This is a genomic window from Orlajensenia flava (genome assembly GCF_004801905.1).
GTDB lineage: Bacteria > Actinomycetota > Actinomycetes > Actinomycetales > Microbacteriaceae > Orlajensenia > Orlajensenia flava.
Window position 1 is genome coordinate 245,024 of sequence record NZ_SSSN01000007.1, and the last position, 25,939, is coordinate 270,962.

Here is a 25,939-nt window from a genome sequence, read left to right on the forward strand (position 1 = left end):
TCGCCAACACTCCGACGTTTCACGTGAAACGGCCCGTCGATGCGTCCCTCTGGCGTCGGTGAGCCAACGAGATGTGTTTCACGTGAAACGTGGGTCAGCCCGGGAAGTTGCGTTCGCCCAGTTGCTCCAAGATGCGATTGAGGTCTTGGATCGTGGCGAAGTCGATGACGATCTGACCCTTGCGTGCACTCAGCGAGATGCGCACGCGGGTGTCCAGGCGATCACCCAGACGGTCAGCGATCTCGTCGAGGTGGCCTCGGTGCTTTCCCGCGCTCGGCCGTGCCTTGACCGGCTTCGGCTGCCCGCCCGTCACGGTGGCGGCCGCTGCTTCGGCGGCACGTACGGAGAGCTCTTCGTTGACGATCTTGTCGGCGAGACGCTGCATGTCCTCGGAATCGACGACAGACAGGATCGCCCGTGCGTGGCCGGCACTCAGTACGCCAGCGGCCACCCGCACCTGAACGGGCTCCGGCAGCTTGAGCAGCCGCAGCGTGTTGGAGATCTGAGGTCGCGACCGGCCGATCCGTCCGGCCAACTCCTCCTGCGTGATGCCGAAGTCACTCAGTAGCTGCTGGTATGCCGACGCCTCTTCAAGTGGATTGAGGTTGGAGCGGTGCAGGTTCTCCAGGAGTGCGTCGCGCAGCATCGCCTCGTCAGCGGTGTCCCGCACGACGGCGGGGATCGTCTCGAGGCCGACCTCACGAGTGGCGCGCAGGCGTCGCTCTCCCATGATGAGTTCGAATTTATTCGGCTCGGTCGGATGTGGTCGCACCACGATGGGCTGCAGCACACCGAACTCGCGCACACTGTGCACGAGCTCAGCAAGATCCTCGGGATCGAACACCGTGCGCGGCTGGGCCGCGTTGGGAACGATGTCGCTCGGGTTGAGGTGGGCGAGGCGAGCACCTGGCACCGCGACCAGGTCGGGCTCGGCATCCTCTGCCGGTGATGATTGAGGAGCCGCGGGTGCTCCCGGGAAGAACACATCGACGGGGCGCGTGGGGCGCTCCTCATCGGACGTCGGAATGAGTGCGCCGATGCCACGGCCCAAACCTGTGCGTTTCGCCATCAGTGACGGCCTCCTTGGGTAGCGGGAGCTCCGCGGCGTGCGATCTCTGCAGCCGCCTCGAGGTAGGACAGCGAACCCGACGACTGCGGGTCGTAGCCGATGACGCTCTGACCGTAGCTGGGCGCCTCCGACACTCGGACCGACCGCGGAATGATGGCGTCGAGGACCTGCTGGGGGAAGTGATCGCGCACATCCTGAGCAACCTGATTCGCCAGGTTCGTGCGCGAGTCGTACATCGTCAGCAGAATCGTCGACACCGCCAAATCCGGGTTCAGGTGCTTCTCGATGAGCTCGATGTTCTTCAGCAACTGGCTCAAACCTTCCAGTGCGTAGTACTCGCACTGGATGGGAATGAGCACCTCACTCGCGGCGACGAATGCGTTGATGGTGAGCAGGCCCAGGGACGGGGGGCAATCGATGAACACGTAGTCGTAGGGATCATCCATCGAGCGCAGGTATTCGTCGAGGGCTCGTCGGAGGCGCTGCTCGCGCGCGACCAGGGAGACGAGTTCGATCTCCGCGCCCGCCAAGTGGATGGTCGCCGGCACGCAATCGAGATCGCCGCGTTCCGGGCTGGCTTGGATGACATCACCGAGCTCGACATCCCCGATGATCACGTCGTAGACGCTCGGGGTGTCCGAACGATGCTCGACACCAAGTGCGGTGGACGCGTTGCCCTGTGGATCGAGGTCGATCACGAGAACTTTGGCCCCCGAGAGCGACAGGGCCGCGGCCAGGTTGACGGTGGTGGTCGTCTTGCCGACACCGCCCTTCTGGTTGGAGATGGTGAAGACACGGGTGGTCTGCGGGAGGGGGAGGGGTGTCTCGGTGAGGGCCTGGCGCCGACGGGTCATGTCGGCGATCTCCTGAGCGAGGGGAGTGTTCTCCTCTGGACCCGATTGTCCTTCGGGCGTCGCACCCGAGTTGCTCGGATCTGCCGCCGCCTGTGGCGTCGTCGCGACGCCGTGCACACTCTCGTCTTGTCTCCCGAGTGTCGCCTCGAGGGGTTGGCCCGCGGTCACCTCCAGGTCACCGCCAGGCTCGTTGTCGCTGTCGGACGGGAAACTGGCGACTGGATCGGAATTCGCGGGCTCATTGACCGAGCCGTCTCTCTCGTCCACTCGTCCCTCGAACGCGGACGGCGGGATCGATATGGCATCCACGTGGGCCGCCGTTGCGGCCACGTCAGGGGGAGTCGAGCCATGACTCGGCAGATCGAGTTCTGAAGCTGGGTCAGCTGAATCGACCTGATTCCCGTCTGCGACGTCAGCCGCCGACTCGCCATCCGATGCGACCGTCGAGGGATGGTCAGGAGTGTCAGCTTCCGAAGCGATCGTAGACGACATGCTCGTCTGAGAGTCGGGGTCGACAGTGCTGGCTTCAGTCGTGCTGGTGATGGAATCTCCTCGGCGGGAAGCGAATGACTCATTCTCCGATCCACCGTCGGTTTTCGGTTGCACATCGCCGTGTTTCACGTGAAACGACTCCGCCGGAACCTGCGTGCTACCCGACGATTGCGACTCGTCTGCGCCCTGTCCACCGGCCGCTGTATCGGGGGTAGCAAGCCGACTGGGCTCCCTTCGGTGGAACCAGCCGCGGCGGGTGTCATTCGACATCTGCAGAGAACTCCTACGTAGCAATTTGGTCAGAGATGACGCCATCTTTCGATGATGCGATCGTCGCCTCGAACCGTGGTGGACGGCGCCGCGACTGTGGAGGGTTCACGCCCCACCGACCTCCGGGGAGGACTAATCCACTGTAGCCCGAACGACCCTTGTGACCTCGCTCAGAGTGTTCTCACCGAGCACAAGAACCTCGACGTCGGTGAGGTGAAACTTGCGTATCACCTTTGCTGCTGCCTCGACCTCGGCGGCCGCACCGGCGCCCTTCATCAGCACCAGTTGGCCACCGGTCTTCACCAGCGGCGCCGTCAGGGGTATCAGGGTGCGGAGGGCACTCACTGCTCGCGCCGTGACCTGATCGAGCAGGGGACTCAGCCGCACCTCTTCGGCCCGGCCCCGCAACACCGCCACGTTCACCAGCCCCAGCTCATCCGCTTGAGACTGCAACCACGCGACGCGACGCTCCATGGGCTCGATGAGCACGAAGTCGACGTCCGGGCGCGCGATCGCCAGCACGAGACCCGGCAGACCGGCGCCGCTGCCGATATCGCCGACCCTCCCTGGGCGTAGCAGCGGCGCGATGATCGCACTGTTGAGAATGTGACGCGTCCACAGTCGGGGGAGTTCGAGTGGACCAATCAGACCTAGCTCTTCACCATGAACGGCGAGGTTGTGCGTGAAGCGCCGAGCCAGGTCGATTCGGTCTCCGAACAACTCAGCAGCGACCGAAGGTTCAGGCTCGACGAGGACGTCGTCGGTCATCGTCGAGCGTCTCGGTGTTTCACGTGAAACGTCACGCAGGAGTGATGACGGTATGACGCTCGGAACCCTCGCCGCGTGACTCGGAGACGTATCCGCGTTCAGCGACCACGTCGTGCACGAGCTTGCGCTCGTATGAGGACATGGGGGGGAGAGCCGCCTCACTCGAGCCGGCTTCGATGCGCTCGATGGCGCGGCCGACGAGAGCGGCCAACTCTGCCTGACGGGCGTCTCGGGATCCGCCGATGTCGAGGATGAGGCGAGAGAAGACACCGGTCTTCGACTGGACCGCCAGCCGTGTGAGTTCCTGCAGGGCGTTCACGGCCTCGGGATTCGCCAGCACGCGGAGGTTGGTGCCGTCATCTGCGTTGACGGACACGTAGGCGCGTCCGTTACGAGCGTCGATGTCGATGTCGCCATCGATGTCGCAGATGTCGAGGAGCTCCTCGATGTAGTCGGCAGCGACATCGCCTTCACGATCGAGTTGCTCGCGCGTGGCGGTCTGGGTGTCGTTCTGAACGTCGGTCATGGTCTCTCTCGGCTATCTGATTCAGCCCTTGGCATCGCCGGGGCGAGCCTGCTGCTTCTTGGCGCGGTTCTTGTTCACCGGCTGCTGGCGCTGGGTGGTGACGGGCTTCTTCTCTTCGATGGTGATGATGTCGCCATCGTTGGCGACGAGCTTTCCCTTGCGAGCAAGGCGAGCCTCCCGTGCCTTGGCCGCTTCACTGCCGGGGGTGGGCATGTTCCGAATGACCAAGAACTGCTGCACCATCGTCCAGATGTTGGAGGTGAGCCAGTAGAACATGACGCCGAGCGGGAAGGCCACACCGGAGAAGGCGAACACGAGGGGCAGCAGGTAGAGCAGAATGCGCTGCTGCTTGAACATGGGGCTCGCCTTGGTCTCCGGCGACATGTTCTTCGACACGATCTGCAGCTGGGTGAAGAACTGCGACGCCGTCATCAGCACCACCATCGTGGCGGCGATGATCATGACCGACACGGTGTACGGCTGGCCAGCCGTCATCAGGCTCCACTGCGAAGCGAAGGAGTCGTGCAACGGAGCGATGCCGAACAGCTTCGCATTCCCGAACTGATCGGCCAATTGCTGGTTCAGCGGACCGACGCCGGGCTTCTTGTGCTGAGCGTCGTTGAGCACCGAGAACAGGGCGAAGAAGATCGGCATCTGGATGAGCAGTGGCAGGCATGAGCTCAGCGGGTTGGTGCCGGTCTTCTTGTAGAGCTCCATGGTCTCGCGCGACATCGCCTCGCGGGAGATCTGGTCCTTCTTGCCCTTGTACTTCTCTTGGATCTTCTTCAGTTGCGGTGCAACTTCGAGCATCCGTCGCTGGTTCTTGATCTGCCGGACGAAGATCGGAATCAGGGCAGCTCGCACCACCAGCACGAGCCCGACGATGGAGAGCACCCAGGTGAGGCCGGCCGCAGGGTCGAGTCCGACGTTGGAGAGAAGCCAGTGCCAACCGACCAGGAGGAGTTCGACCACCCATTTGAGTGGCCACAGAATCGTGCCGATGAAATCCATCGTGTGTGTCAGCCCTTTCCTCGGCCTGCAACGACAAAACCGAACGGGGTCACTCCGTAGCGGTGGTTCTTCTTGGCGGGGACGTCATCGATCCCGCCTTCAGCCCAGGGGTGGCATCGGGCTATGCGCCGGACGCCAAGTGCGGAACCGACGACGAGGCCGTGTTCCTGAATGGCTTGCAGGGTGTAAGCCGAGCAAGAGGGGTAGTAGCGGCAGACATCGCCGTACAGAGGGGAGATGATCGCACGGTAGCCGCGTAGCAGCAGAACTGCGGCGTTCCGCGGCGCGAGCACCAACGCGGTGATGAAACCGTTCACGACTTGGCCCTGCTCACGGAATCCTCCACCTCGGATCGCAGGGTATCCCACGAGGCTTCGGATGAGCCGGGAAGCGCACGGATGACGATGTCGGCACGAAGAGGAGCTGCAGTCAGAAGGCCAGCGCTGGCCGCCTTGAGTCGTCGACGAACTCGGTTGCGGTGCACCGCCGCACCCACGTTCTTCGCCACGATGAATCCGAACCGGACGTCATCGCCCTCGGTTCGTGAGCGCACGTAGGTCACGGTGTTGGCCCCGACGAAACGCCGGCCACGACGCACCGCGCTTCGGTAGTCATCACCGGTCGTGACTCGATTGGCCTTGGCCAGCACCGGAATGCTCAGGCGGAGAGTTCGGTGCGACCCTTGCGGCGGCGAGCGGACAGGATCGCGCGGCCGGCGCGGGTGCGCATGCGCAGACGGAAGCCGTGCACCTTCGCGCGACGGCGGTTGTTCGGCTGGAACGTTCTCTTGCTCATTGTTTCTCCACGTGTGATTCTCCACGCACCAAGAAATGGCCGGGAAGGCAGGGGGGAGCCCGCAGGCTCGACGTCAACTGATTAAAACTAGGGCTTCAACAGGCTGTGGTCAAACCAGCGCACGCCCGAACCCTCGATTCTGCGCCAGTTCGGAGGTTCCGCTCACCCTGACACGCCGTCGATGCGAAAGGCGATTTGGTCGCCTCTACACACGCTACTAGCGTGAAGAGACGAGTTATCCCCAGCTTGGGGTGCAGTGAAGCTGGAGAATCGCCTGTTTTCCACACAGGTAGTGGATAACTTTGTGAATAGATTTCCGGGCGTCAGACTCAGTGGATACTCCCGTCACGGGACAACAACCGAATGCGAGTGCAGATGGCAGAGATCGATCGGCCGATCGAGGAGACCTGGCGCGAGGTGCTCACCTCGCTCTCCGCAGACGCCAGCGTGACGCCGATGCTCTACGGCTTCCTCGCCCTCGTTGTGCCGAAGGGCATCGCCGCCGGCACGTTCTACCTCGAGGTTCCCAACGAGTTCACCGCGAGCATGCTCAATCAGCGTCTACGCGTCCCCTTGCTCGCTGCGATGGCCGCACTGCCCACGGAGGTCACCACCTTCTACGTCGTCGTCAACCCCGAGCTCGAACAGGACGCTCAACGCACGCCATCCGACGCCGGGGAGTCCACCAACGAGGTCGAGACGCCGGCGACGCCGCAGTCCGTGTTCGAGAATTCCCCGCCCGAGCTCAGCAGCGACACGCGACTGAATCCCAAGTACTCCTTCGACAACTTCGTCATCGGTCAGTCCAACCGATTCGCGCATGCGGCGGCCGTAGCTGTGGCTGAAGCGCCCGCGAAGGCCTACAATCCCCTCTTCGTCTACGGAGAGTCCGGTCTCGGCAAGACGCACCTCCTGCACGCCATCGGCCACTACGCGATGAGTCTCTATCCCGGCATCCGGGTGCGCTACGTCAGTAGCGAGGAATTCACCAATGACTTCATCAACTCCATCGCCAACAACCGTGGTTCGGTTTTCCAGGCTCGCTACCGCAACATCGACATCCTGCTGATCGACGACATCCAGTTCCTGCAGGGGAAGGCCGAGACGCAGGAGGCGTTCTTCCATACGTTCAACACCCTGCACGACCACAACAAGCAAGTGGTGATCACGAGCGACCTGCCGCCCAAGCACCTGACCGGCTTCGAGGACCGGATGCGCTCCCGCTTCGAGTGGGGCCTCATCACGGACGTTCAGGCTCCCGACCTTGAGACGCGCATCGCGATCCTGCGCAAGAAGGCGCAGAACGACAAGTTGCAGGTGCCCGACGACATCCTCGAATTCATGGCCACGAAGGTGTCGAGCAACATCCGAGAACTCGAGGGCACGCTCATCCGCGTCACCGCGTTCGCGAGTCTCAACCGGACGCCGGTGGACATGAACCTGGTGCAGACCGTGCTCAAGGACCTCATCACGCTCGACGAGGACAACGTCATCGCGCCGGTCGACATCATCACCAACACCGCCGACTACTTCAAACTCACCGTCGACGACCTGTACGGATCCTCACGCTCCCAGGCTGTCGCCACCGCGCGTCAGATCGCGATGTACCTCTGCCGGGAGCTCACCAACCTGTCCCTCCCCAAGATCGGCCAACTCTTCGGCAACCGCGACCACACCACGGTGATGTACGCGAACAAGAAGATCAGCGAGCTCATGAAGGAGCGCCGATCCATCTACAACCAGGTCACCGAACTCACGAATCGCATCAAGCAGAACCACCGTTACAAGTAGCACCCGCGAACGAGGGCCTTGCGATCCGCAGAATACGTCCGCGAAGATATTCCGCTACTAACACGTTGTGGATAACCTGTGGAAAGTTAACGAGCAACTGCCGCCTGCGTGTGAGCCGATGCCCGTCGTTTGTGAAACAAGCGCCGTCGCGAGAGACCGAGTGATGCCGATTACCGCGTCGATCCCACAGCCGCTCAACAAGTCACACGCGTGTAGTTCCCGGCGATTTCCCCGTCCGTCAGCCGGTTATCCACATTTTCCACAGCGGTTAAGACTGTTAAACACAATTCCTTAAGCCCATCCGCTCGACAACTTCCTCACGTTCCAGGCGCTCGGCATCACACCCGAACGCGGCCGTACTCGGGCTGTGACGCACGGGCTAGCATGGAGCCCACGACCCGTACGTTCGACAGGAGTGGCTCAGTGAAGTTTCAAGCCAATCGCGATGTTTTCAGCGAGGCCGTCTCGTTCGCCGTGAAACTCCTGCCGCAGCGGACCACCCTTCCGATTCTGAGCGGTGTGCTCATCCACGCCACCGATACCGGGCTCGTGCTGTCCTCGTTCGACTACGAGGTGTCGGCGCAGACGGAGATCGCCGCCGACATCGAGGAGCCCGGAACTGTCCTCGTGTCAGGCCGGCTGCTCGCTGAGATCGCAAGCCGCCTCCCCAACGCGCCTGTGCGATTCAGCACCGACGAGTCGCGCATCCTGGTGAGCTGCGGCTCGGCGAGCTTCACGCTCCTGTCGATGCCGGTGGAGGAATACCCGAGCATTCCGCAGGTCGCCGAGCAGACCGGACTGGTGCCGGCCGAGGAGTTCGCCGCCGCGGTCGCTCAGGTGGCCGTCGCCGCCTCCCGCGACGACGTCACTCCCGTCATCACGGGAGTTCAACTCGAGGTCACCGAGAACAGCCTCGGCATGGTCGCCACGGATCGCTATCGGGTCGCCGTCCGCGAGATCGACTGGGATGGCGGATCGAACGAACGCACCGAGACCATCAACGCCCTCGTTCCCGCGCGCACCCTGCAGGAGGTCGGCAAGACTTTCGGGCACAGCGGCACCATCTCGGTCGCCATCACCAGTAAGGACGAGCGAGAGCTCATCGCGTTCACCGCGGACAAGAAGACCGTGACGAGCCTGCTCATCAAGGGCAACTTCCCGCCCGTCCGCCGACTCTTCCCCGACACCGTAGAGAACTACGCCGTGGTGAACACGGGTGAGCTGATCGAGGCGACCCGTCGTGTCGCCCTGGTGCTCGAGCGGGAGGCGGCGCTGCGCTACACGTTCAGCTCCGATGGACTCACCCTCGAGGCGATCGGATCCGAGCAGGCGCAGGCGTCCGAGACCATCGACGCCGTCCTCGTCGGCGGCGACACCGTGGTCTCCCTCAAGCCGCAGTTCCTGCTCGACGGACTGGGCGCCGTCCGTTCCGAGTTCGTGCGCATCTCGTTCACGAAGACCGAGAACCCGAACAAGCCGGGCCCCGTCCTCATCACCAGCCAGACTTCGCGCGAGCAGGCGGGCTCCGACAGCTACCGTTACCTCCTGCAGCCGAACCTGCTGCTGCGCTAACACCATCGTCACCACAGGGAGCATCATGCACATCGGCCTCATCGGACTGGGACGGATGGGTGGCAACATGACCACCCGGCTGCGCGAGCACGGCATCGAGGTGACGGGCTACGACGCGAACCCCGCGGTCACCGAGGTCGCATCGATCCCCGACCTGGTGGCCGCCCTTCCGACCCCGCGCATCGTGTGGGTGATGGTTCCCGCCGGCAAGATCACCGATGACGTCATCTCCGACCTCGGCGCATCACTCGAGGACGGCGACCTCATCATCGAGGGCGGCAACTCCCGTTACACCGAGGATCTCAAGCACGCCGGAGAGCTCGCCCCGAAGGGCGTCGACTACATCGACGCCGGCGTCTCCGGCGGAATCTGGGGCCACGAGAACGGGTACGGGCTCATGGTGGGAGGTTCAAAGGAGTCCGTCGAGCGCGCGATGCCGATCTTCGACGCCTTGCGCCCCGATGGGCCTCGCGACGAGGGTTTCGTGCACGCGGGCGAAGTGGGCGCGGGGCACTACGCCAAGATGGTGCACAACGGCATCGAGTACGCCCTCATGCAGGCCTACGCCGAGGGTTACGAGCTGCTCGACAAGCGCGACGACATCGTCAAGGACGTCACGGGCACATTCAAGGCCTGGCAGCGCGGCACCGTAGTGCGTTCTTGGTTGCTCGAGCTGCTCGTGCGGGCCATGGAGCAGGACCCGGAGTTCGAGAAGATCGACGGCTACGTCGACGACTCCGGTGAGGGACGATGGACCATCGAAGAGGCCATCGAGAATGGCGTGCCCGTTCCGACCATCAGTGCGTCCATCTTCGCTCGGTTCGTCTCACGGCAGGACGAGTCGCCGGCCATGAAGGCGGTCGCTGCCCTCCGGCAGCAGTTCGGTGGGCACGCGGTCAAATCCGCCGGATGACCGAGTAGGGAGCGGGATGCGCATCGGACACCTCTCGCTCACCGACTTCCGCAACTACGAACGCGCCGAGGTGGACTTCACCGCCGGGCCGAACCTCATTGTCGGCCGCAATGGCCAGGGGAAGACCAACATGGTCGAGGCGGTCGGCTATCTCGCGACCCTCGGTTCTCACCGTGTCTCGACGGACGCTCCGCTGATCCGCGCGGGTGCTGACGCCGCCATCATCCGAGCGCGACTGCAGAGCGGAGAACGGGAGCTGCTGGCCGAGCTGCAGGTCAATCGTGTCGGCGCCAACCGTGCTCAGCTCAATCGAGGCGTGATCAGGCCCCGCGAGCTGGTGCGGTACTGCCACAGTGTGCTGTTCGCGCCCGAAGATCTCGCCCTCGTGCGCGGAGAGCCGGCCGGCCGTCGACGCTTCCTCGACGACCTCCTCGTGCAGCTCACACCGCGGCTGGCCGGCGTGATGACCGACTATGAACGTGTGGTGCGCCAGCGCAACAGCCTCCTGAAGTCGGCGCGGGCCAGCGGTCTGCGTGAGAAGCAGCTCTCGACGCTCGATCTGTGGGACGAACGCCTCGTCGCGTTGGGCTCGGAGATCATCGATGAACGCCTCAGCCTCGTCGAGCAATTGCGAGAGCCGGTCCGGACCGCTTACCGCTCCGTCGCGGGTGACGATCACCACCCGGAGTTGACCCCCGTGCTCACGATTCACGGCGACGCGCTCACCAGCGAGGTCGTCACGGACGATCCGACCCCGACGACCGCTGGTTCCCCCAGGGCAGACGACGCCATCCCGCGGCCGGACCCAGCCAATCCTCCGACATCGACGGATGCGCTCCGCGCGCCCACAGCGGAGTTGTTCCGGCGAGCCCTCGCCGGCATCCGTCGCCAGGAGATCGATCGCGCCGTCACGCTGGTCGGGCCGCATCGCGACGACCTCACCCTCGTGCTGAATGGGCTGCCCGCGAAGGGCTACGCGAGCCACGGAGAGTCGTGGTCGTTCGCGCTGGCACTCAAGCTCGCCTCGGCTGAGCTGCTGAGAACCGACTTCGCGAGCGGCGACCCGGTGCTCGTTCTCGACGACGTCTTCGCCGAGCTCGATCAGGCGCGCCGGGCGCGGCTGGCGACGGCCATCGTCGGCTACGAGCAGGTGCTCATCACCGCAGCCGTCTTCGACGACGTCCCCAGCGAGTTGGCTCGCAACGTCATCCGCATCGAGAGCGGTCGTGTCGTCGATGAGTGAGCCGATCGATCCCGCCGATCGGGCGGAGGACGTGCCGGAGTCGAGCAACGCCTACCTCCGCCTCAAGAGACTATTCTCGGGCTCGGGTGCCCGACCTCGGTCGACTGGATCGCGCCGTCGAGCCCCCCGAGATCCCTCGGCCGGCGATGAGACGGTGCCGTACGGACCGGGACGGGAGCCGAAAGGCCTCGGCGATGCGCTCTCGTCGCTGACCGCGCAACTGGGCTGGCAATCGCCCTTGGCGCAATCGGAACTGCTGGTCTCGTGGACCGAGATCGCGGGGGAGGAGACCGCCCGGCACTCCACGCCGGCCGGAATCGAGGACGGTCGGCTGACGGTGCGGTGCGACTCGACGGCGTGGGCGACGCAGCTGCGGCTCATGCGCGTCGACATCATGACGCGCATCGCGGCGCGGCACCCGGATGCCGGCATCGCGTCGATCCGGTTTCTCGGCCCGGACGCCCCGTCGTGGAAAAGGGGTCCGAGATCGATTCCAGGGCGGGGTCCGCGCGATACCTACGGCTGAGAAGGCAAATCTGGTCGGATGGGGGATTTCATGCACTCACAGGGCCAGTCGGCGGCCGAACGGACACCCCCCGTTTGGTAGACTGGACTGTCGGTCTCACGACGGTCAGGAGCCCAATTTCATATGACAGCGGAATCGAATACGAGCGTTCCCGCGCACGAATACGGTGCAGACGAGATCCAGGTTCTCGAAGGACTTGAAGCCGTTCGCAAAAGACCGGGAATGTACATCGGTTCCACTGGTCCCCGTGGTCTGCACCATCTGGTCTACGAGATCGTCGACAACTCGGTCGACGAGGCGCTGGCCGGGTACTGCGACACCATCGACATCACGATCCTCCCCGACGGAGGGCTGCGCGTCATCGACAACGGCCGCGGCATCCCGGTCGACCTCAACAAGGCGCAGGGTCGCTCGACCGTCGAGGTCGTGCTGACGGTGCTGCACGCCGGCGGCAAGTTCGGCGGTGGCGGTTACGCGGTATCCGGCGGCCTGCACGGCGTCGGATCCTCTGTCGTGAACGCCCTCTCCTCGCGACTGGATGTGGCTGTGAGCCGGCAGGGGCACGTCTGGCGCCAGAGCTACACCGTGGGGGTCCCTGATGCGCCGCTCTCGATGGACGAGGCGTCCGAGGCGACCGGAACGACCATCACCTTCTGGGCCAGCCCCGACATCTTCGAGACCACCGAGTACGACTACGAGACCCTTCGCGCCCGCTTCCAGCAGATGGCGTTCCTCAACAAGGGACTCGCGCTGACACTGACGGACGAGCGCGAGGTGTCACGCGACGAGGACGACAATCCCCGCACCGACACCTTCCTCTACCAGAACGGTCTGAAGGACTACGTCGAGTACCTCAACCACACCAAGCGCGCCGACCTGGTCAACGAGGAGATCATCTCGTTCGAGTCGGAGGACACCGAGCGGCACATCGCGCTCGAAGTGGCGATGCAGTGGACGACGGCCTACAACGAGAGCGTCCACACCTACGCCAACACCATCAACACCCACGAGGGTGGAACGCACGAGGAGGGATTCCGCGCGGCGCTGACCACGCTCATCAACCGGTACGCCCGCGAGAAGGGCATCCTCAAGGAGAAGGATGACAACCTCTCCGGCGATGACGTGCGCGAGGGCCTGACGGCTGTCATCTCGGTCAAGCTCAGCGAGCCGCAGTTCGAGGGCCAGACCAAGACCAAGCTCGGCAACACCGAGGCGAAGTCGTTCGTGCAGCGCGTCGTGGGCGATCAGCTCACCGACTGGTTCAACCGGAACCCCAACCAGGCGCGCGACATCATCCGCAAGGCGCTGCAGGCCGCGACCGCCCGCATCGCCGCGCGCAAGGCGCGTGAAGCGACCCGCCGCAAGGGGCTGTTCGAGTCTGGAGGAATGCCCGGCAAGCTCAGCGACTGCAGCAGCAAGGATCCGTGGCGCAGCGAGATCTTCCTCGTCGAGGGCGACTCCGCAGGCGGTTCGGCCAAGACCGGGCGCGACCCGCAGACCCAGGCCATCCTTCCTCTCCGCGGAAAGATCCTGAACGTCGAGAAGGCGCGGCTCGATCGCGCACTCGCCAACGCCGAGATACAGGCCATGATCACCGCCTTCGGAACCGGCATCGGCGAGGATTTCAACGCCGACAAGGCGCGCTATCACAAGATCGTGCTGATGGCCGACGCCGACGTCGACGGCCAGCACATCACCACACTCCTGCTCACCCTGCTGTTCCGCTACATGCGTCCGCTGATCGAACTGGGCTATGTCTACCTCGCGCAGCCGCCGCTTTACCGATTGAAGTGGACCAACTCGGAGCACGAGTACGTTTACTCCGACCGCGAGCGCGACGCCCTGCTGGTCGCGGGCCAGGCATCTGGAAAGCGCATCGCGAAGGAGAACGGCGTCCAGCGCTACAAGGGTCTCGGCGAGATGAACCACCAGGAGCTGTGGGAGACCACGATGAATCCCGAGACGCGGACCCTGCTGCAGGTGACGGTCGACGACGCGGCGGCCGCGGACGAGATCTTCTCCACCCTCATGGGCGACGACGTCGAGAGCCGTCGCTCCTTCATCCAGAAGAACGCGAAGGACGTGCGTTTCCTTGACATCTGACGACTTCGGAACCGGCGAGAGCGTCGACGGCGGAGGCCACAACCACGGCAGGATCGATCAGGTCGACCTGCAGTTGGAGATGCAGCGCTCCTACCTCGACTACGCGATGAGCGTCATCATCGGTCGAGCCCTGCCCGATGTGCGCGACGGTCTCAAGCCGGTTCACCGCCGGGTCATCTACACCATGTTCGACGGCGGATATCGCCCCGACCGGGCATTCTCCAAGTGCACCCGCGTCATCGGCGATGTGATGGGTCAGTTCCACCCGCACGGAGACAGCTCGGTGTACGACGCGCTCGTCCGTCTCGTGCAGCCGTGGAGCCTCCGCTACCCGCTCGCGCTCGGTCAGGGCAACTTCGGCTCGCCCGGCAACGATGGCGCGGCTGCCCACCGATACACCGAGACCAAGATGGCCCCGTTGGCCATGGAGATGGTCCGCGACATCGACGAGAACACGGTCGACTTCCAGGACAACTACGACGGTCGGACGCAGGAACCCATCGTGCTGCCGTCACGGTTCCCGAACCTTCTCGTCAACGGATCCGTCGGTATCGCGGTCGGCATGGCCACCAACATCCCGCCGCACAACCTGCGTGAGGTCTCGTCCGGTGCACTGTGGGCCCTCGAGAACCCCGACGCCACGCGCGAGGAGCTGCAGGAGGCGCTGATCCAGCGCATCAAGGGTCCGGATTTCCCGACGGGAGCGCAGATCCTCGGCGTCAAGGGCATCCAGGATGCCTATCGCACGGGCCGCGGATCCATCACGATGCGCGCGGTCGTCAACGTCGAAGAGCTCCAAGGGCGCACCTGCTTGGTCGTCACGGAGCTCCCGTACCAGGTGAACCCCGACAATCTCGCGGTCAAGATCGCCGAGCTCGTCAAGGACGGCAAGATCGGCGGCATCGCCGACATCCGCGACGAGACCTCGGGTCGCACCGGCCAGCGCCTCGTCATCGTGCTCAAGCGCGACGCGGTGCCGAAGGTGGTCCTCAACAACCTCTACAAGCACACGCAGCTGCAGGAGAACTTCGGCGCGAACATGCTCGCGATCGTCGACAACGTGCCGCGCACTCTGCCGATCGACGGCTTCATCGCGCACTGGATCGACCACCAGATCGAGGTCATCGTCAGGCGCACCCAGTTCCGCCTTGACAAGGCGGAGGCGGATGCGCATATCCAGCGCGGCCTGGCCAAGGCACTCGACGCCCTCGACGAGGTGATCGCTCTCATCCGCCGCTCGCCCGATGTCGAATCCGCTCGTGCCGGCCTGATTGACCTGCTGGAGATCGACCAACTACAGGCCGACGCCATCCTGGCGATGCAGTTGCGCCGCCTGGCCGCCCTGGAGCGTCAGAAGATCCTCGACCGGCTCGCTGAGCTCGAGCGGGAGATCGCCGAGTTCAAGGCGATCCTGGCCAGTCCCACCCGTCAGCGCGACATCGTGCACGAGGAGCTCACCGAGATCGCGGAGAAGTTCGGCGACGACCGCCGCACCGAGATCATGTACGGCTTCGACGGCGACATGAGCATGGAAGACCTCATCCCCGAGGAGGAGATGGTCGTCACGGTCACGCGCGGCGGCTACATCAAGCGCACACGCAGCGACAACTACCGCAGCCAGCACCGCGGCGGCAAGGGTGTCAAGGGCGCTCAGTTGCGTGCGGATGACGTGGTCGAGCACTTCTTCGTCACCACCACCCACCACTGGCTGCTGTTCTTCACCAACCTCGGCCGGGTGTACCGGGCGAAGACCTACGAGATCATTGAGGCCGGTCGCGATGCCAAGGGCCAGCACGTCGCCAACCTGCTCGAGATGGCGCCCGACGAGCAGATCGCCCAGATCCTCGACATCCGCGACTACAGCGTGGCCCAGTACCTGGTGCTCGCGACCCGTAACGGCTTGGTCAAGAAGACCGATCTGACCGCCTACGACACCAACCGGTCCCGCGGCATCATCGCGGTGAATCTGCGCGACGAGGACGAGTTGGTCTCGGCCATGCTCGCCGACGAGAGCGATGAGATCCTGCTGGTCTCCCGCAAGGGCATGTCGCTCAAGTTCGCCGCGACCGATGACGCGCTGCGTCCGATGGGCCGGAGCACCTCCGGCGTGAAGGGCATGGACTTCCGCGACGGCGACGAGCTGCTCGACGCGGCGGTCGTGCCGTCCAACGGGGATGCCGCGACGGCATCCGTCTTCGTCGTGACCGAGGGCGGCTACGCCAAGCGCACCGCCGTGAGCGAATACCGCTCGCAGAATCGCGGTGGCCTGGGCATCAAGGTGGCCAAGCTGAATGACGACCGGGGCGACCTCGTGGGCTCGCTCATCGTCTCGCCCGGCGACGAGGTCCTTGTGGTTCTTGCCAGCGGCAAGGTGATACGCTCTGACGTCGCTGAAGTGGACCCGAAGGGTCGTAACACGATGGGGGTCGTCTTCGCGAGGTTCGCGGATGACGACCGTGTCATCGCCATCGCGAAGAACTCCGAACGCACGGTGACGGCCGATGAGAATCCGGTCGTCGAGGGTGGCGATTCGGGAAAGGAAGAGTCTGTAGATGAGTAGCGTTGCCGAGAAGTTGGCCAAGAAGGCCCCACGGCGCACCCAGGCCAAGCAGGTTCGGCTCAAGCTGGTGTACATCGACTTCTGGTCGGCCGTGAAGCTGTCGTTCCTGGTCGCCATCTGCTTGGCCATCGTCACGATCGTCGGCACCTTCCTCATCTTCACGGTCGTCAGCCAGACGGGCGTCTTCGATGCGGCGAACAAGCTGTTCAAGGACATCGCCGGCGGGTCGAGCGACTTGAAGAGCGTCCTCTCCATGGGTCAGGTGATGGGCTTCGCGGTGGTCGTTTCGCTGCTGAACCTCGTAGTGACGACCGTCCTCGGCGCGGTCATCGCGGTGCTTTACAACCTGAGCGTCAAGGTGACCGGCGGCATCCTCGTCGGCTTCACCAACAACTGACGGCGAGGCTCCTCCGATTTCATTGAACGGGGGAGGTCGGGTAGTCTTCTATCTGGCCAATTCGGGGCTATAGCTCAGGCGGTTAGAGCGCTTCGCTGATAACGAAGAGGTCCGAGGTTCAAGTCCTCGTAGCCCCACCGAAAACTTCACACTCCCGCACGGGGCCTTAGCTCAGTTGGTAGAGCGCCTGCTTTGCAAGCAGGATGTCAGGAGTTCGATTCTCCTAGGCTCCACAGTTCGTCAAAACCCCGGAGTCACGCGCCTGCCCGGAATTCGGGTCTTCTTGTAGGCGCTACTCATCTATGCGGTAGTGAATAGGTATACGTTCGGTAGTATTTTGTGCTTGTTTGCGTGCGCCCTCACGTGCCGTCGCTTCCACGGAATCACGGGGCGCCTGATCGATCGTTGGAGCAATGTGCGCCGAATGCGCCCTGGAGTCACCGGAAGATCCCCGTGGGTCGATGACGTCCGCTGTAGCGGTTCCCAAGGCGTTCCGCGGTCCGTTCCAGCGCCGCATCGGGCACCCCGAGGTGGGTGAGGAGCGCAAGGGACAACAACACACGGTTTGCGTCACGCACGGCGCGGAGTAGTGCGCCGTCAGTCCAGACGTCGGTGGTGGATCCTCCATTGCCATGCGCGATGTGGTTCCGAGTTCTCTTAAACTTCGGCAGCCAATTATCGATTGAGACGCGCGTGTATGCGAGAGCGACGGGGTGGACGCCGCTGAGAAGCCGTTCCGTCTTCGAGTGCAGCGTCGTCCGCGTGGCCAGCATCTCGGACTCGACGAGAATGGCCTGTCCCGTGGCAGCCAGTCGGACGCCGGTGCGCCCGAGCGTTCTACCGTGAATCCCTCCGAGCCTTGATAGGACGTTCAGGCCAATACGGATGAATTCTTCGCCCACGAGAATCAGTATCCTGCCGAGCACCAATTGCGGCTCGCTATTTCGGCTGCGACCCGAAAGCCGATCGACTAGCGGGCGGGAAGGGTCGTCAGTCCGTTTGAGTAAACCTAGAGAAGGCCATCCGCAACTGGCGATCGTGAATGCCTACGGGGCGCTCCCGGCCCCGTCGATTGGTGGAGTCTTTTTGCTGACTTCATCGAGGGCACTCAGCGCGTGCGGGTCGCCATTGCCTCCACCGAAGGCCTCGATGGCCAAGCGTCCCCACTCGGCACATATAAGCCGTGCTCGCATGATCAAGTTCAACATCCCGCGAAGTCCATCTATCGGCCCTCGTTCTGCCGCCGGCCGCGTCGATTCCCACCGTACAGTCGGTGAACGAGAGCACGACGCCAGGAACGATCGGATATGACCGGTGGAACGGCGGTTTCAAGCGGCTATTGCAACAGGAGTTTTCCGATCGCTTCGATCGGTTTCTGGAAGGCTAACCGTTTGCGAGGCCGGTCGTTGAGTTCCGCGGCGACCCAGTCGAGGTCCTGCTCGGAGTGGCCGAGAGATCGGTGCCCTTGGGGAAGTACTGACGCAACAGCCCGTTGGTGTTTTCGTTGATCCCACGCTGCCAGGGCGAGTGCGGGTCGCAGAAGAAGATCTCGATGCCGGCGTCGACGGCGACTCGTTTCCACTCGCGCATCTCCACGCCCTGATCCCACGTCAACGTTCCCCGCAACGCCTCGGGGAGAGTTTTGATCTTCGCTGTCAACGCGTCACGGGTCTTCTCCGCCGTGTAACCCTCGGGCAGATGCACCAGCATCGTGTAGTTCGTTGACCGCTCCACGAAGGTTCCTATTGCGCTCAGGTTGCCTTTCCCGATGATCAGATCACCCTCCCAACTGCCGGGCACGGCCCGGTCGCTGGCCTCCGCGGAGCGCTGGAAATGTTGACCATCAGGGATCCGGTTCTTGCGCTGCCCCGTCTTCCGGGACGGACTCCGCAGACCCCGCCCGGTACGCAATACCTGGTCAGCTCCTGCTTGAGCGCACCCCGCGACGGGACGTACGGAGACTGGCAAATCGTCTCGGGCGACACCCGCATCTCCTCCCAGTCCGGGAAGTCCCGTTTCAGGCGCCCCAAGATATGCTCGGGCGAGTACTTCTGAAGATCCTTCTTCACCTTCGCACGCAGCTCCACGTTGAGATGGAGCTTCGCCGGTTTCGGCCTCCCCGCCCGCTCATGCGAGAGGGCATGCGCAGTAGTCGCACGATACGCCGACCCGCGCGGAGTGTTCCGCGACAGCTCCCTCGACACCGTCGACGCCGGTCTGCCAATCACCACCCCAATCTGCCGCAACGACTTCCCCTGCGCACGCAACACCGCAATCTCCTCCCGGTCAGCGAACGTCAAACACCGCCCCTTCAAGCCATGACCACGGCGTGGCCGGACACCGCCGGCAGCGACCAAGATCCGCGCCCGTCCTCCCATCAACGCCCAGCGGGAGCACCGCATGAGTCAGGAAATCACCAGCAATGAGGGCTTGCTCGCTCCACGAATGAGTAGCGCTGGCCTACCTACCGGTCAGACGGTCGGAGAGGGCATCACCGACCATCTCCTCGTGGACCCGAAGCGCCGCCTCCAACACCATCTGGCCGTGAAGGCTGACGGCGGTTCTACGGCTTTGAGCGTCTTCTGCACATCGTTCTCCAGCTCTTGACTCTCGCCCCGGGTCAGCGGGCGGGCCGGTCAGCCTTGAACGGTCGGGCGGATGACGAGCTCGCCGATCTCGACGTCCCACGGCTGGTCGATGGCGAATTCGACGCTGCGAGCGACCGCATCGGGGTCGATGGAGATGTTTGCCATGCCTGACAGGATGCCTGCTAGGACGGACTCGTCGGTGATCGTCGATGCGAAGTCGGTTCGGACGTACCCGGGTGAGATGGCGGTCGTCTTGATGGTCCCGTCGGTCGACTCCTGGCGAAGGCCTTCGAGGATGGTGCGGACGGCGTTCTTCGTTCCCGCGTATACGGCCATCGTGGGCAGAATCTTGAGCCCGGCTGTCGAGACGATGGTGACGAAGTGCCCGTGCCCCTGTTTCTCGAAGACGGGGAGCGCTGCGTCGATGCCATGGAGCACTCCGCGAATGTTGACGTCGATCATCGCGTTCCACTCGGACGTCTTGCGGGAGCGCATCGGGGAGATGGGACCGATTCCAGCGTTGCTGACGAGGACATCGAGCCTGCCGTAGGTCTCGACTGCGACCGAGACGAGACGCTCGACGTCCTCGGGCTCGGTCACGTCCACGACGGTGGCGACGGCCCGCCCACCTTCCGACTCGATCTCCGAGACAAGGGTGTCGAGGCGCTCTCGACGGCGAGCGCCGAGCACGACAGCTGCTCCGGCGCGTGCCAGCCTCAGGGCGGTCGCCGCTCCGATTCCGCTGCTGGCCCCTGTGATTGCTACGACCTGTTGCATGAGATACCTTCTTTCCTGAACGGACAAACTGTCCACTTCAGTAAAGCGGACGTGTTGTCCGTTAGCAACCCGGGAGGTGCCGTGCGTCAGGACGCGAGCCGAAACCGTGCGGCGATCCTTGCCGCTGCCCGCGAGATCTTGAGCGGCTTCGACGACCTGAAGCTGTCGATGGTCGCCCAGAGAGCCGGCATCGGTCAGGCGACGCTGTATCGGCACTTCCCCACACAGGATGCGCTTCTCGCCGCCGTCTACGAGGCCGAGATCGGTGAGCTCGTCATCGCGGCCGATCAGCTCGTGAGGGAGAAGCCACCTCTCGAGGCACTCCGATCTTGGTTTGCCCGTCTGGCGGAGTACGTCCGCGTCAAGCGGGGCATCCTAAAGGTCGTGGAGACTTTCGTCTGGGAGGATATGTCCGCGTCGACCATGGGCAAGCTCGGCAGCGCCCTGGGTACATTGCTGAGCGCTGGTGCGTCATTGGAAGAGTTCCGACACGACATCGACCCTCGCGACGTCATCCTGCTGTCGTGGTTCATGTCCCACGTCACCGCTGAGGAGTGGGACGCGCGCGTCCCTCGGTTGCTCGACGTCCTCGTCGCGGGACTCCAGACCAAACCCGGCGAATAGCCCCGTCGTCATAGCTGCGACGGATTGCCGGCACCATCATCGAGACAGGCGCCGATTCCCATCGGCTCGCCCACAGTCGGGCGCGGGAGCCGACGTGGTCGTTGAGGGATCCCTCACCACGCATGGAGGATCTACTGGCTGTACGCTCCGAATTGCTCGGAAACTGTGGCGGGGTCAGGCTAGAGGTGGGATATGACGAGGATGATTCTCGATCGCTTCGCGCGATTCACTACTTCCAGCGTGTTCTCTACCCGATATTCATCATCGGCTTCGGGCTCGTCGGCGCTGCGGTGTGCTTCGACCCTGCCCTCGAGCGCGGAGGAATCTGGTGGTGGCTCACCCTTGCCGGACTCCTGATCAGCGCTGCCGGCGTCTGGTACCTGATCTACTTCCGACGACACTGGACCAACCGCGACGGCCGATGGTACGGAGATGAAGACCTCACCCCTCATGACCGTCGGCCTAAGCATCGTCGGCCTCGTCCTGATCGCCGTGGGCATCTGGCTTCGCATCCTGATGTTTTCCTAGAACGCTCACGCAATCTCGGGGTCGTTCGCAAGCCGATCCATATGCGGGTATGGCGCGCAAGAGGCGCCGGTTGCGACGGGACCGGCCTGCGCGATCGGGTCCAATACGCCGCGGACCTCAGTGTCAGTTCGACTTGAGCCGGTACTTGTATCCTCCCTTCGTCGTGCCCGGAACCTGCTCGAGCGCGCCTTGCGCGATCATCGCGCCAAGAGTGCGCCGCATTCGGCCCTCGCTCTGAATATTCGTGAGCTCGCGAGCTTCTCTGTTGGTGATCGTGTCGTGCTCCGATAGATAGCGGAGAACGATGGTGGACGGGCTATCCAGCGGTTCATGCTTGATGATGACGAGGACGCCGTTTTCCGTCTCGGTCACCTCAGGAGGGGTCAAGCGCATCGCCTTCATGGCCTCGAACGCAGTGATTAGGCCTTCACCTACGTTCTTGTTCGGCGCGTCGGCGAACTTATGCAACATGCGCTCGATCGTTTCGTTCCGAGAAAACCGCGCACCCGGCAGGTTCCGCGGTGTCACGTGTCCAGGGAGCAGCCCTGGGCTCTCTACCTCGACCCTGTCATCGAAGATGCGAACGTGAATGTTGTCAGCAATCGAATAATCACGATGGATTACGGCATTTGTGATGATCTCGTGAAGCGTCTCTGGCGGATAGGAGACGTCCTGCAAGTTCGTTCCCTTGACGGACTCAATCAACTCGGTGGTCTTGGCAACGCAGCCGTGGATCTGCTTGATGGCCGATCCCTCTATGTTCCACGTCTGGCCGCTAACCAGGTCCTCGCGTCGGCCAACCGGATCTCTGGATGCATAGCGATAGACCATGATCGATGCTTTGGGCAATACGATCTGCGGTTCATCAGCAAAGAGGACCACAGCGGCGACGGTCGGCCGGTTCTCAACAATGAGCAGTTGAGAGCGAAGCCATGGATCGGCCTCCGTAAACGTGAGCGCGTCGACCACAAACTCCGTTACTTGGAGTGAGTCGGTGACCATTTCGAGCGGCGCCTTGGTAGTCGCATCTTCGTGTGAGGAGATGCCTTTTTGGAGCTCGAGCGCGGCGGTCTGTTCGGCTGTTTCGACCCGTTTGACGCTGGCGGCGCCCCGGACATATGCGTCGCCCGAAGTCGTCCGACAGATCGCGCGAGTCTTTGCGACCGTGATACGGAGGAGGTTCCCCTCGAAACCATCCGCCGACAATGTCTCGTACTTAAACGTGTCCGAATCGGGAAATGGCCCGAGGAGTACGTGGACATGGTCGTTTGCATCCTCGGATCGGGCGAAGCCACGCCACTCAAACAAACCCTTGGATACTTCGTCGATACCAACGATGATTTCGCCGCCCGATGAGTTCCCAAAGGCGGAAACCAGCTTCTCGAGGCTCGCGGGCTTGATGGCAATCGACTTGAAATCGATGTAGTGGTCTTCGGTGCGCGCCAGGAGCGCGGAAGCTTCCTTGGCAGTGATTGTCAGGTGCTTCATGTCTCCGGTCCGATTGATCTCTTCGCCACATTGAACACCACCTGCGTTCCCTAGGCGTGCGAATTGATCCGCGCGCTCGGACAAGAAACTCAACGCCCACGCAGGCCCGTAAGCCGGTCCCTCAACGAACGTCCGATAGCGGATCGCTCAACGGAACACTGCGCGTGTTTTCCGTTGGACTCACCGCGCCCTACGTCCAATTCGGGGTGGGACATACGTCTGCGGGCCTTTAGGACGTCTAGATCAGAATACGTTCGTCAACTTGAGCCCTATTAGGACCGCGGCTGCCGCAAGGAGGGCCCAAAGGATACTACGGATCGGAACGGTCGCTCGCGACGGCCGGTCTCCCGGTCGGCTGCCTTGCGACGAGACCTGCCGAACGTGCAGGTAGAACATGGCGGCGCCGAAACAGCTGACCAAAACCGTGACGCCCCGTAATAGAAGCAAACCCATGCGGACTCCTTCGGAGGTACAGGGACTGGGTCAGTCGGAGAACGGTCCCTGTGATTATCTCTGCAAATTCGGCCGCCGTGGCGAGCCGTTCCGCGACCCGGTCCCGGGCCGCGCACGGTGGAGGATCCTCTGCGCAACGCACTCTGGCGGTGATGATCAAAATCAGGCGTTAGTTCGGGCTACTGCGTCGGTGCCGTTGGAAGAGGAGCATGTGCTCATGGAGTTGCCGGCCGAACGGGAACAAGACGATGCGGACTCAGATGGGGTGCCACCTCGGGGCAGCGGCAACGTCGACGTAGACGCATGGGTGTACGAGGATCCCGCCGGGTTTGATAGGTCGAGGAGTTTGCGTCGTCGGTTCTTCGGTCGACCGCGAGTGGAGTGGGCGGCGGCGTCGGCGGTGCTATACATCCTCTGGATCGCTATCGGTGTGGTCCGGTTAGTCGTCGATCCCAGTTCGCCGTGGTCGTGGGTGTGGTGCTTCTTGGGACTACTGCAGTTGTCGCTTATCGGGCCGGCCCTGTGGGTTGCCCTCCAAGACAGGAAGCACCATCGAGGGTTTTACCAGCAGGTATAGCTTCACCGAACCGTCTCGCGAAGCATCCGCCTGTGCGTGCCAGTGAGGGATCCGCTTACGGGGCGTTCGGATCGGGCTCGCTTTTGGACCAGTCTTTGTTCTCTGCGTCTGCCCCTTCAGCTGCGTGTGGGACGGCGTTCCAAAAAACACGAAGGTCTGTGCCGGTGTGAATCCAGGTCGGCTTTGCGGCCCGATCCAGGAATTTCTCGATTCGCTCGCCCACAGAGACAGTATGGCCTCGCGGCTGCTGGCGACGCGCCTGTTTGGCAGCTACCGCTGAAGGCGCGGTTTGGAATCCGCTTGCGGGCATCGGAGCCGCCTTTGCTGCTCTGGCATGCTCAGTGATATGGAGGGCACGCTGGGTTGTCTCGGGAACGGGTTCAAGAACGTCAGGAAGTAGACCCCCTCGTGCTGCCTTTGCGTCTGCGGTTTGAGATCACTGGGCTTCTGCTGCGGCGTCGGCCATCCTCTTATCGAAGCCGGTCTTCGGGTCGACTTCGCGGCCGGATATCCACCAGTTGACCGGGTCGGGCTCGAGGGCGTTGATGTAGACATCATCCGGGCCGACGGACGCTAGATGCTGCAAGTTGGCCACGATCGCTTCGAACAGTCGCAGCTTCATCTCGGTTGGCCGTTTGGTGAAGTAGAGCTGGATGAAGACGGAGTCGCCGCTGCGGGGGACGCCTGCGTAGACGGGATCCTGGATCATGTTCTCGGCGGGCTGGTCGTGGATCTGATGGAACCGGTCGTCCTCGGTGACCTTAAGCACCTCCCGCATCGCTTCATAGACGGCGTCCGAGACGGCCTTCTTGTGCTCGGGCGTTTTGCCCTCGCGCATCCAGATGTTGACGAACGGCATGAGATTCACTCCTAGACAGATGGACCGGGACCGGCTCAGCGTGCGGACATGCGTGCGTCGGTCCCGCTCGCGGGGTCGATTCGGCGCCCCTCGAGCCACCAGCCCTCGGGGGAGACCTCGGCGATGTTGATCATGAGATCGGTGCGAGCGAGTCCGGGCGCCTGCTCGAGGCGGTCGGCGATCGCCTGATAGAGCCGTTCCTTCACCACCGCGGGGCGGGAGTTGAAGAAGATTTGCACCATGCAGAACCGCTCCGTGCGAGGGATGTCGAAGTAGTTCGGGTCGAAGAGGAAGTGCTCCTCGTCGAGCTCGTGCACGACGGCGAAGAAGTCATCCTGCGGGGTGCGGAGGGTCTCGTTCATCGCCCGGTGGACGCCGTCGGTCAGCGCTCTCCGGTAGGCCGAGTCGGTTCCGGCCCGGAGCCAGATGTTGATGATGGGCATGGTGCCCCTTCGTTCGGATGGGGTCAGTACGAGGAATCGACCGGGGTGGGACCGGTCGCGGGGACGTCAAACGCGATCAGCAGGGCGGAGATCGTGACGTACTGCCCGACGAGGTGCGCGACGGCGTTGATCCCGGGCTCTCGGAGCAGTTCGATCGCCTCGGCGTAGAGCCCTGGATCGACTCGATGCGCAACGAGGAGCGCATCTGCGAGACGCCGGGCGACAGCCGCTTCCGCGGGTAGGTCGTCGCTGTCCTGCCTGGATAACACAGCGGTGATGGCCGCGTCTGTCGCGCCTGCCGCTCGCGCGCCGGCGATGTGTGCCTCGACCTCGAACGGCGCCTTCCACACCGCACCGACTGCAAGAGTCACGACCTGTCGGACCAGAGGTGACAACGTCTCTTCCTGCACTTGTGCTCGTGCCCAGTCCAGCAGCGCGCCACCCGGGCCTGGCCAGCGGAGGAACGCGTTGAACGGGCCGATGAAGCGACCGTCGTCAGTGCGAGCAGTGAACCCCGCATGACGCGCTTCGGGCACCTGCGTCGAGACCAGGCGATCCCAGACCGCGCGCTGCATCGCATCGAGATTCGCCTCGGCGAGCAGCTCCAACCGGCCACCGAGGGGGGCTTCCGTATCGTTCACGCCAACGACGTTATGCGATGGCGAACCGTGCCCAAAGCGCCAGATAAACATGCCTGGTATGATATTCAGTC

Annotated in this window: 23 protein-coding genes, 2 tRNA genes and 1 pseudogene; 11 read left to right on the plus strand and 15 right to left on the minus strand. The window is 63.5% G+C overall.

Annotated elements, in window-relative coordinates; all coding sequences use genetic code 11:
* Positions 1 to 94: 94 nt before the first annotated feature.
* From E6C70_RS11345 to rpmH, 8 genes are all read right to left on the minus strand, one after another.
* Complete coding sequence (locus tag E6C70_RS11345; protein WP_136424649.1) at positions 95 to 1,069, minus strand: ParB/RepB/Spo0J family partition protein; 975 nt, start codon at positions 1,067 to 1,069, stop codon at positions 95 to 97.
* Positions 1,069 to 1,923 (minus strand): ParA family protein, encoded by an 855-nt coding sequence (locus tag E6C70_RS11350; protein ID WP_136424719.1) that lies wholly within the window; start codon positions 1,921 to 1,923, stop codon positions 1,069 to 1,071. The genes E6C70_RS11345 and E6C70_RS11350 overlap by 1 nt, the downstream gene beginning before the upstream one ends.
* An 894-nt stretch (positions 1,924 to 2,817) precedes the next feature.
* A complete protein-coding gene (gene rsmG, locus E6C70_RS11355) occupies positions 2,818 to 3,453 on the minus strand; it encodes a 16S rRNA (guanine(527)-N(7))-methyltransferase RsmG (RefSeq protein WP_136424650.1) in 636 nt (211 codons plus the stop codon).
* A 31-nt stretch (positions 3,454 to 3,484) separates the two neighbouring features.
* Entirely contained in the window at positions 3,485 to 3,979 is a 495-nt protein-coding gene (locus E6C70_RS11360) for a Jag family protein (protein ID WP_136424651.1), read from the minus strand.
* 21 nt (positions 3,980 to 4,000) lie between these two features.
* Positions 4,001 to 4,990, minus strand: coding sequence for a membrane protein insertase YidC (gene yidC / locus E6C70_RS11365; RefSeq protein WP_136424652.1), 990 nt, complete (start codon positions 4,988 to 4,990; stop codon positions 4,001 to 4,003).
* A gap of 8 nt (positions 4,991 to 4,998) precedes the next feature.
* Positions 4,999 to 5,307, minus strand: a complete 309-nt coding sequence (gene yidD, locus E6C70_RS11370) for a membrane protein insertion efficiency factor YidD (protein WP_136424653.1) — start codon at positions 5,305 to 5,307, stop codon at positions 4,999 to 5,001.
* Positions 5,304 to 5,639 (minus strand): ribonuclease P protein component, encoded by a 336-nt coding sequence (gene rnpA / locus E6C70_RS11375; RefSeq protein WP_136424654.1) that lies wholly within the window; start codon positions 5,637 to 5,639, stop codon positions 5,304 to 5,306. Before rnpA ends, yidD begins: the two co-directional genes overlap by 4 nt.
* Before the next feature lie 8 nt (positions 5,640 to 5,647).
* Positions 5,648 to 5,785: a 50S ribosomal protein L34 gene (gene rpmH / locus E6C70_RS11380; protein WP_022895130.1), complete on the minus strand. Its 138-nt coding sequence runs from the start codon at positions 5,783 to 5,785 to the stop codon at positions 5,648 to 5,650.
* Between the two features lie 456 nt (positions 5,786 to 6,241).
* Here rpmH and dnaA point away from each other — a divergent pair, with 456 nt between their 5' ends.
* From dnaA to E6C70_RS11430, 10 genes are all read left to right on the plus strand, one after another.
* A complete protein-coding gene (gene dnaA / locus E6C70_RS11385) occupies positions 6,242 to 7,576 on the plus strand; it encodes a chromosomal replication initiator protein DnaA (RefSeq protein ID WP_407921037.1) in 1,335 nt (444 codons plus the stop codon).
* Between the two features lie 423 nt (positions 7,577 to 7,999).
* On the plus strand, positions 8,000 to 9,148 hold the full coding sequence (dnaN, locus tag E6C70_RS11390; RefSeq protein ID WP_136424656.1) for a DNA polymerase III subunit beta: 1,149 nt from the start codon (positions 8,000 to 8,002) through the stop codon (positions 9,146 to 9,148).
* Between the two features lie 25 nt (positions 9,149 to 9,173).
* On the plus strand, positions 9,174 to 10,061 hold the full coding sequence (gene gnd / locus E6C70_RS11395; RefSeq protein WP_136424657.1) for a phosphogluconate dehydrogenase (NAD(+)-dependent, decarboxylating): 888 nt from the start codon (positions 9,174 to 9,176) through the stop codon (positions 10,059 to 10,061).
* Between the two features lie 16 nt (positions 10,062 to 10,077).
* Positions 10,078 to 11,304, plus strand: coding sequence for a DNA replication/repair protein RecF (gene recF, locus E6C70_RS11400; RefSeq protein ID WP_136424658.1), 1,227 nt, complete (start codon positions 10,078 to 10,080; stop codon positions 11,302 to 11,304).
* Positions 11,297 to 11,830 carry a DciA family protein gene (locus E6C70_RS11405; RefSeq protein WP_136424659.1) on the plus strand — a complete coding sequence of 178 codons (534 nt, stop codon included), beginning with the start codon at positions 11,297 to 11,299 and terminating at the stop codon, positions 11,828 to 11,830. Before recF ends, E6C70_RS11405 begins: the two co-directional genes overlap by 8 nt.
* A 123-nt stretch (positions 11,831 to 11,953) precedes the next feature.
* Positions 11,954 to 13,933 carry a DNA topoisomerase (ATP-hydrolyzing) subunit B gene (gyrB, locus tag E6C70_RS11410; protein ID WP_136424660.1) on the plus strand — a complete coding sequence of 660 codons (1,980 nt, stop codon included), beginning with the start codon at positions 11,954 to 11,956 and terminating at the stop codon, positions 13,931 to 13,933.
* Positions 13,923 to 16,493 (plus strand): DNA gyrase subunit A, encoded by a 2,571-nt coding sequence (gyrA, locus tag E6C70_RS11415; RefSeq protein ID WP_136424661.1) that lies wholly within the window; start codon positions 13,923 to 13,925, stop codon positions 16,491 to 16,493. The genes gyrB and gyrA overlap by 11 nt, the downstream gene beginning before the upstream one ends.
* A complete protein-coding gene (locus E6C70_RS11420; protein ID WP_136424662.1) occupies positions 16,486 to 16,890 on the plus strand; it encodes a DUF3566 domain-containing protein in 405 nt (134 codons plus the stop codon). Before gyrA ends, E6C70_RS11420 begins: the two co-directional genes overlap by 8 nt.
* Positions 16,891 to 16,953: 63 nt before the next feature.
* Positions 16,954 to 17,027 (plus strand) — tRNA-Ile (locus E6C70_RS11425).
* A gap of 23 nt (positions 17,028 to 17,050) precedes the next feature.
* A tRNA-Ala gene (locus E6C70_RS11430) sits at positions 17,051 to 17,123 on the plus strand.
* 204 nt (positions 17,124 to 17,327) lie between these two features.
* On the opposite strand, the gene E6C70_RS11435 is transcribed toward E6C70_RS11430, so the two are convergent.
* From E6C70_RS11435 to E6C70_RS11445, 3 genes and pseudogenes are all read right to left on the minus strand, one after another.
* Positions 17,328 to 17,792 carry a HEPN domain-containing protein gene (locus E6C70_RS11435; RefSeq protein WP_136424663.1) on the minus strand — a complete coding sequence of 155 codons (465 nt, stop codon included), beginning with the start codon at positions 17,790 to 17,792 and terminating at the stop codon, positions 17,328 to 17,330.
* Between the two features lie 434 nt (positions 17,793 to 18,226).
* A pseudogene (locus E6C70_RS11440) lies at positions 18,227 to 19,299 on the minus strand (IS30 family transposase).
* A gap of 227 nt (positions 19,300 to 19,526) precedes the next feature.
* A complete protein-coding gene (locus tag E6C70_RS11445; protein WP_136424664.1) occupies positions 19,527 to 20,255 on the minus strand; it encodes an SDR family oxidoreductase in 729 nt (242 codons plus the stop codon).
* Positions 20,256 to 20,336: 81 nt separating this feature from the next.
* Between E6C70_RS11445 and E6C70_RS11450 the strand changes: the two genes are divergently transcribed.
* On the plus strand, positions 20,337 to 20,879 hold the full coding sequence (locus E6C70_RS11450; RefSeq protein ID WP_235833408.1) for a TetR/AcrR family transcriptional regulator: 543 nt from the start codon (positions 20,337 to 20,339) through the stop codon (positions 20,877 to 20,879).
* A 651-nt stretch (positions 20,880 to 21,530) separates the two neighbouring features.
* Here E6C70_RS11450 and E6C70_RS11455 read toward each other — a convergent pair.
* The 4 genes from E6C70_RS11455 to E6C70_RS11470 form a co-directional block, all read right to left on the minus strand.
* The gene (locus E6C70_RS11455; protein WP_136424665.1) at positions 21,531 to 22,895 is read right to left on the minus strand and encodes an ATP-binding protein; all 1,365 of its coding nucleotides are present in this window, start codon (positions 22,893 to 22,895) and stop codon (positions 21,531 to 21,533) included.
* Positions 22,896 to 24,361: 1,466 nt separating this feature from the next.
* Positions 24,362 to 24,784: a tautomerase family protein gene (locus tag E6C70_RS11460; RefSeq protein WP_136424666.1), complete on the minus strand. Its 423-nt coding sequence runs from the start codon at positions 24,782 to 24,784 to the stop codon at positions 24,362 to 24,364.
* A gap of 35 nt (positions 24,785 to 24,819) precedes the next feature.
* Positions 24,820 to 25,227, minus strand: a complete 408-nt coding sequence (locus tag E6C70_RS11465) for a tautomerase family protein (protein WP_136424667.1) — start codon at positions 25,225 to 25,227, stop codon at positions 24,820 to 24,822.
* Positions 25,228 to 25,250: 23 nt separating this feature from the next.
* Positions 25,251 to 25,919: a carboxymuconolactone decarboxylase family protein gene (locus E6C70_RS11470; protein WP_136424668.1), complete on the minus strand. Its 669-nt coding sequence runs from the start codon at positions 25,917 to 25,919 to the stop codon at positions 25,251 to 25,253.
* Positions 25,920 to 25,939 lie beyond the last annotated feature (20 nt).

Coding starts and splice junctions, on each gene's coding strand:
- E6C70_RS11345 (WP_136424649.1), bottom strand. CDS start 1,069: ATGGCGAAACGCACAGGTTTGGGCCGTGGCATCGGCGCACTCATTCCG.
- E6C70_RS11350 (WP_136424719.1), bottom strand. CDS start 1,923: ATGACCCGTCGGCGCCAGGCCCTCACCGAGACACCCCTCCCCCTCCCG.
- rsmG (WP_136424650.1), bottom strand. CDS start 3,453: ATGACCGACGACGTCCTCGTCGAGCCTGAACCTTCGGTCGCTGCTGAG.
- E6C70_RS11360 (WP_136424651.1), bottom strand. CDS start 3,979: ATGACCGACGTTCAGAACGACACCCAGACCGCCACGCGCGAGCAACTC.
- yidC (WP_136424652.1), bottom strand. CDS start 4,990: ATGGATTTCATCGGCACGATTCTGTGGCCACTCAAATGGGTGGTCGAA.
- rpmH (WP_022895130.1), bottom strand. CDS start 5,785: ATGAGCAAGAGAACGTTCCAGCCGAACAACCGCCGTCGCGCGAAGGTG.
- dnaA (WP_407921037.1), top strand. CDS start 6,242: ATGCTCTACGGCTTCCTCGCCCTCGTTGTGCCGAAGGGCATCGCCGCC.
- gnd (WP_136424657.1), top strand. CDS start 9,174: ATGCACATCGGCCTCATCGGACTGGGACGGATGGGTGGCAACATGACC.
- recF (WP_136424658.1), top strand. CDS start 10,078: ATGCGCATCGGACACCTCTCGCTCACCGACTTCCGCAACTACGAACGC.
- E6C70_RS11405 (WP_136424659.1), top strand. CDS start 11,297: ATGAGTGAGCCGATCGATCCCGCCGATCGGGCGGAGGACGTGCCGGAG.
- gyrB (WP_136424660.1), top strand. CDS start 11,954: ATGACAGCGGAATCGAATACGAGCGTTCCCGCGCACGAATACGGTGCA.
- E6C70_RS11420 (WP_136424662.1), top strand. CDS start 16,486: ATGAGTAGCGTTGCCGAGAAGTTGGCCAAGAAGGCCCCACGGCGCACC.
- E6C70_RS11445 (WP_136424664.1), bottom strand. CDS start 20,255: ATGCAACAGGTCGTAGCAATCACAGGGGCCAGCAGCGGAATCGGAGCG.
- E6C70_RS11455 (WP_136424665.1), bottom strand. CDS start 22,895: ATGAAGCACCTGACAATCACTGCCAAGGAAGCTTCCGCGCTCCTGGCG.
- E6C70_RS11460 (WP_136424666.1), bottom strand. CDS start 24,784: ATGCCGTTCGTCAACATCTGGATGCGCGAGGGCAAAACGCCCGAGCAC.
- E6C70_RS11465 (WP_136424667.1), bottom strand. CDS start 25,227: ATGCCCATCATCAACATCTGGCTCCGGGCCGGAACCGACTCGGCCTAC.
- E6C70_RS11470 (WP_136424668.1), bottom strand. CDS start 25,919: ATGTTTATCTGGCGCTTTGGGCACGGTTCGCCATCGCATAACGTCGTT.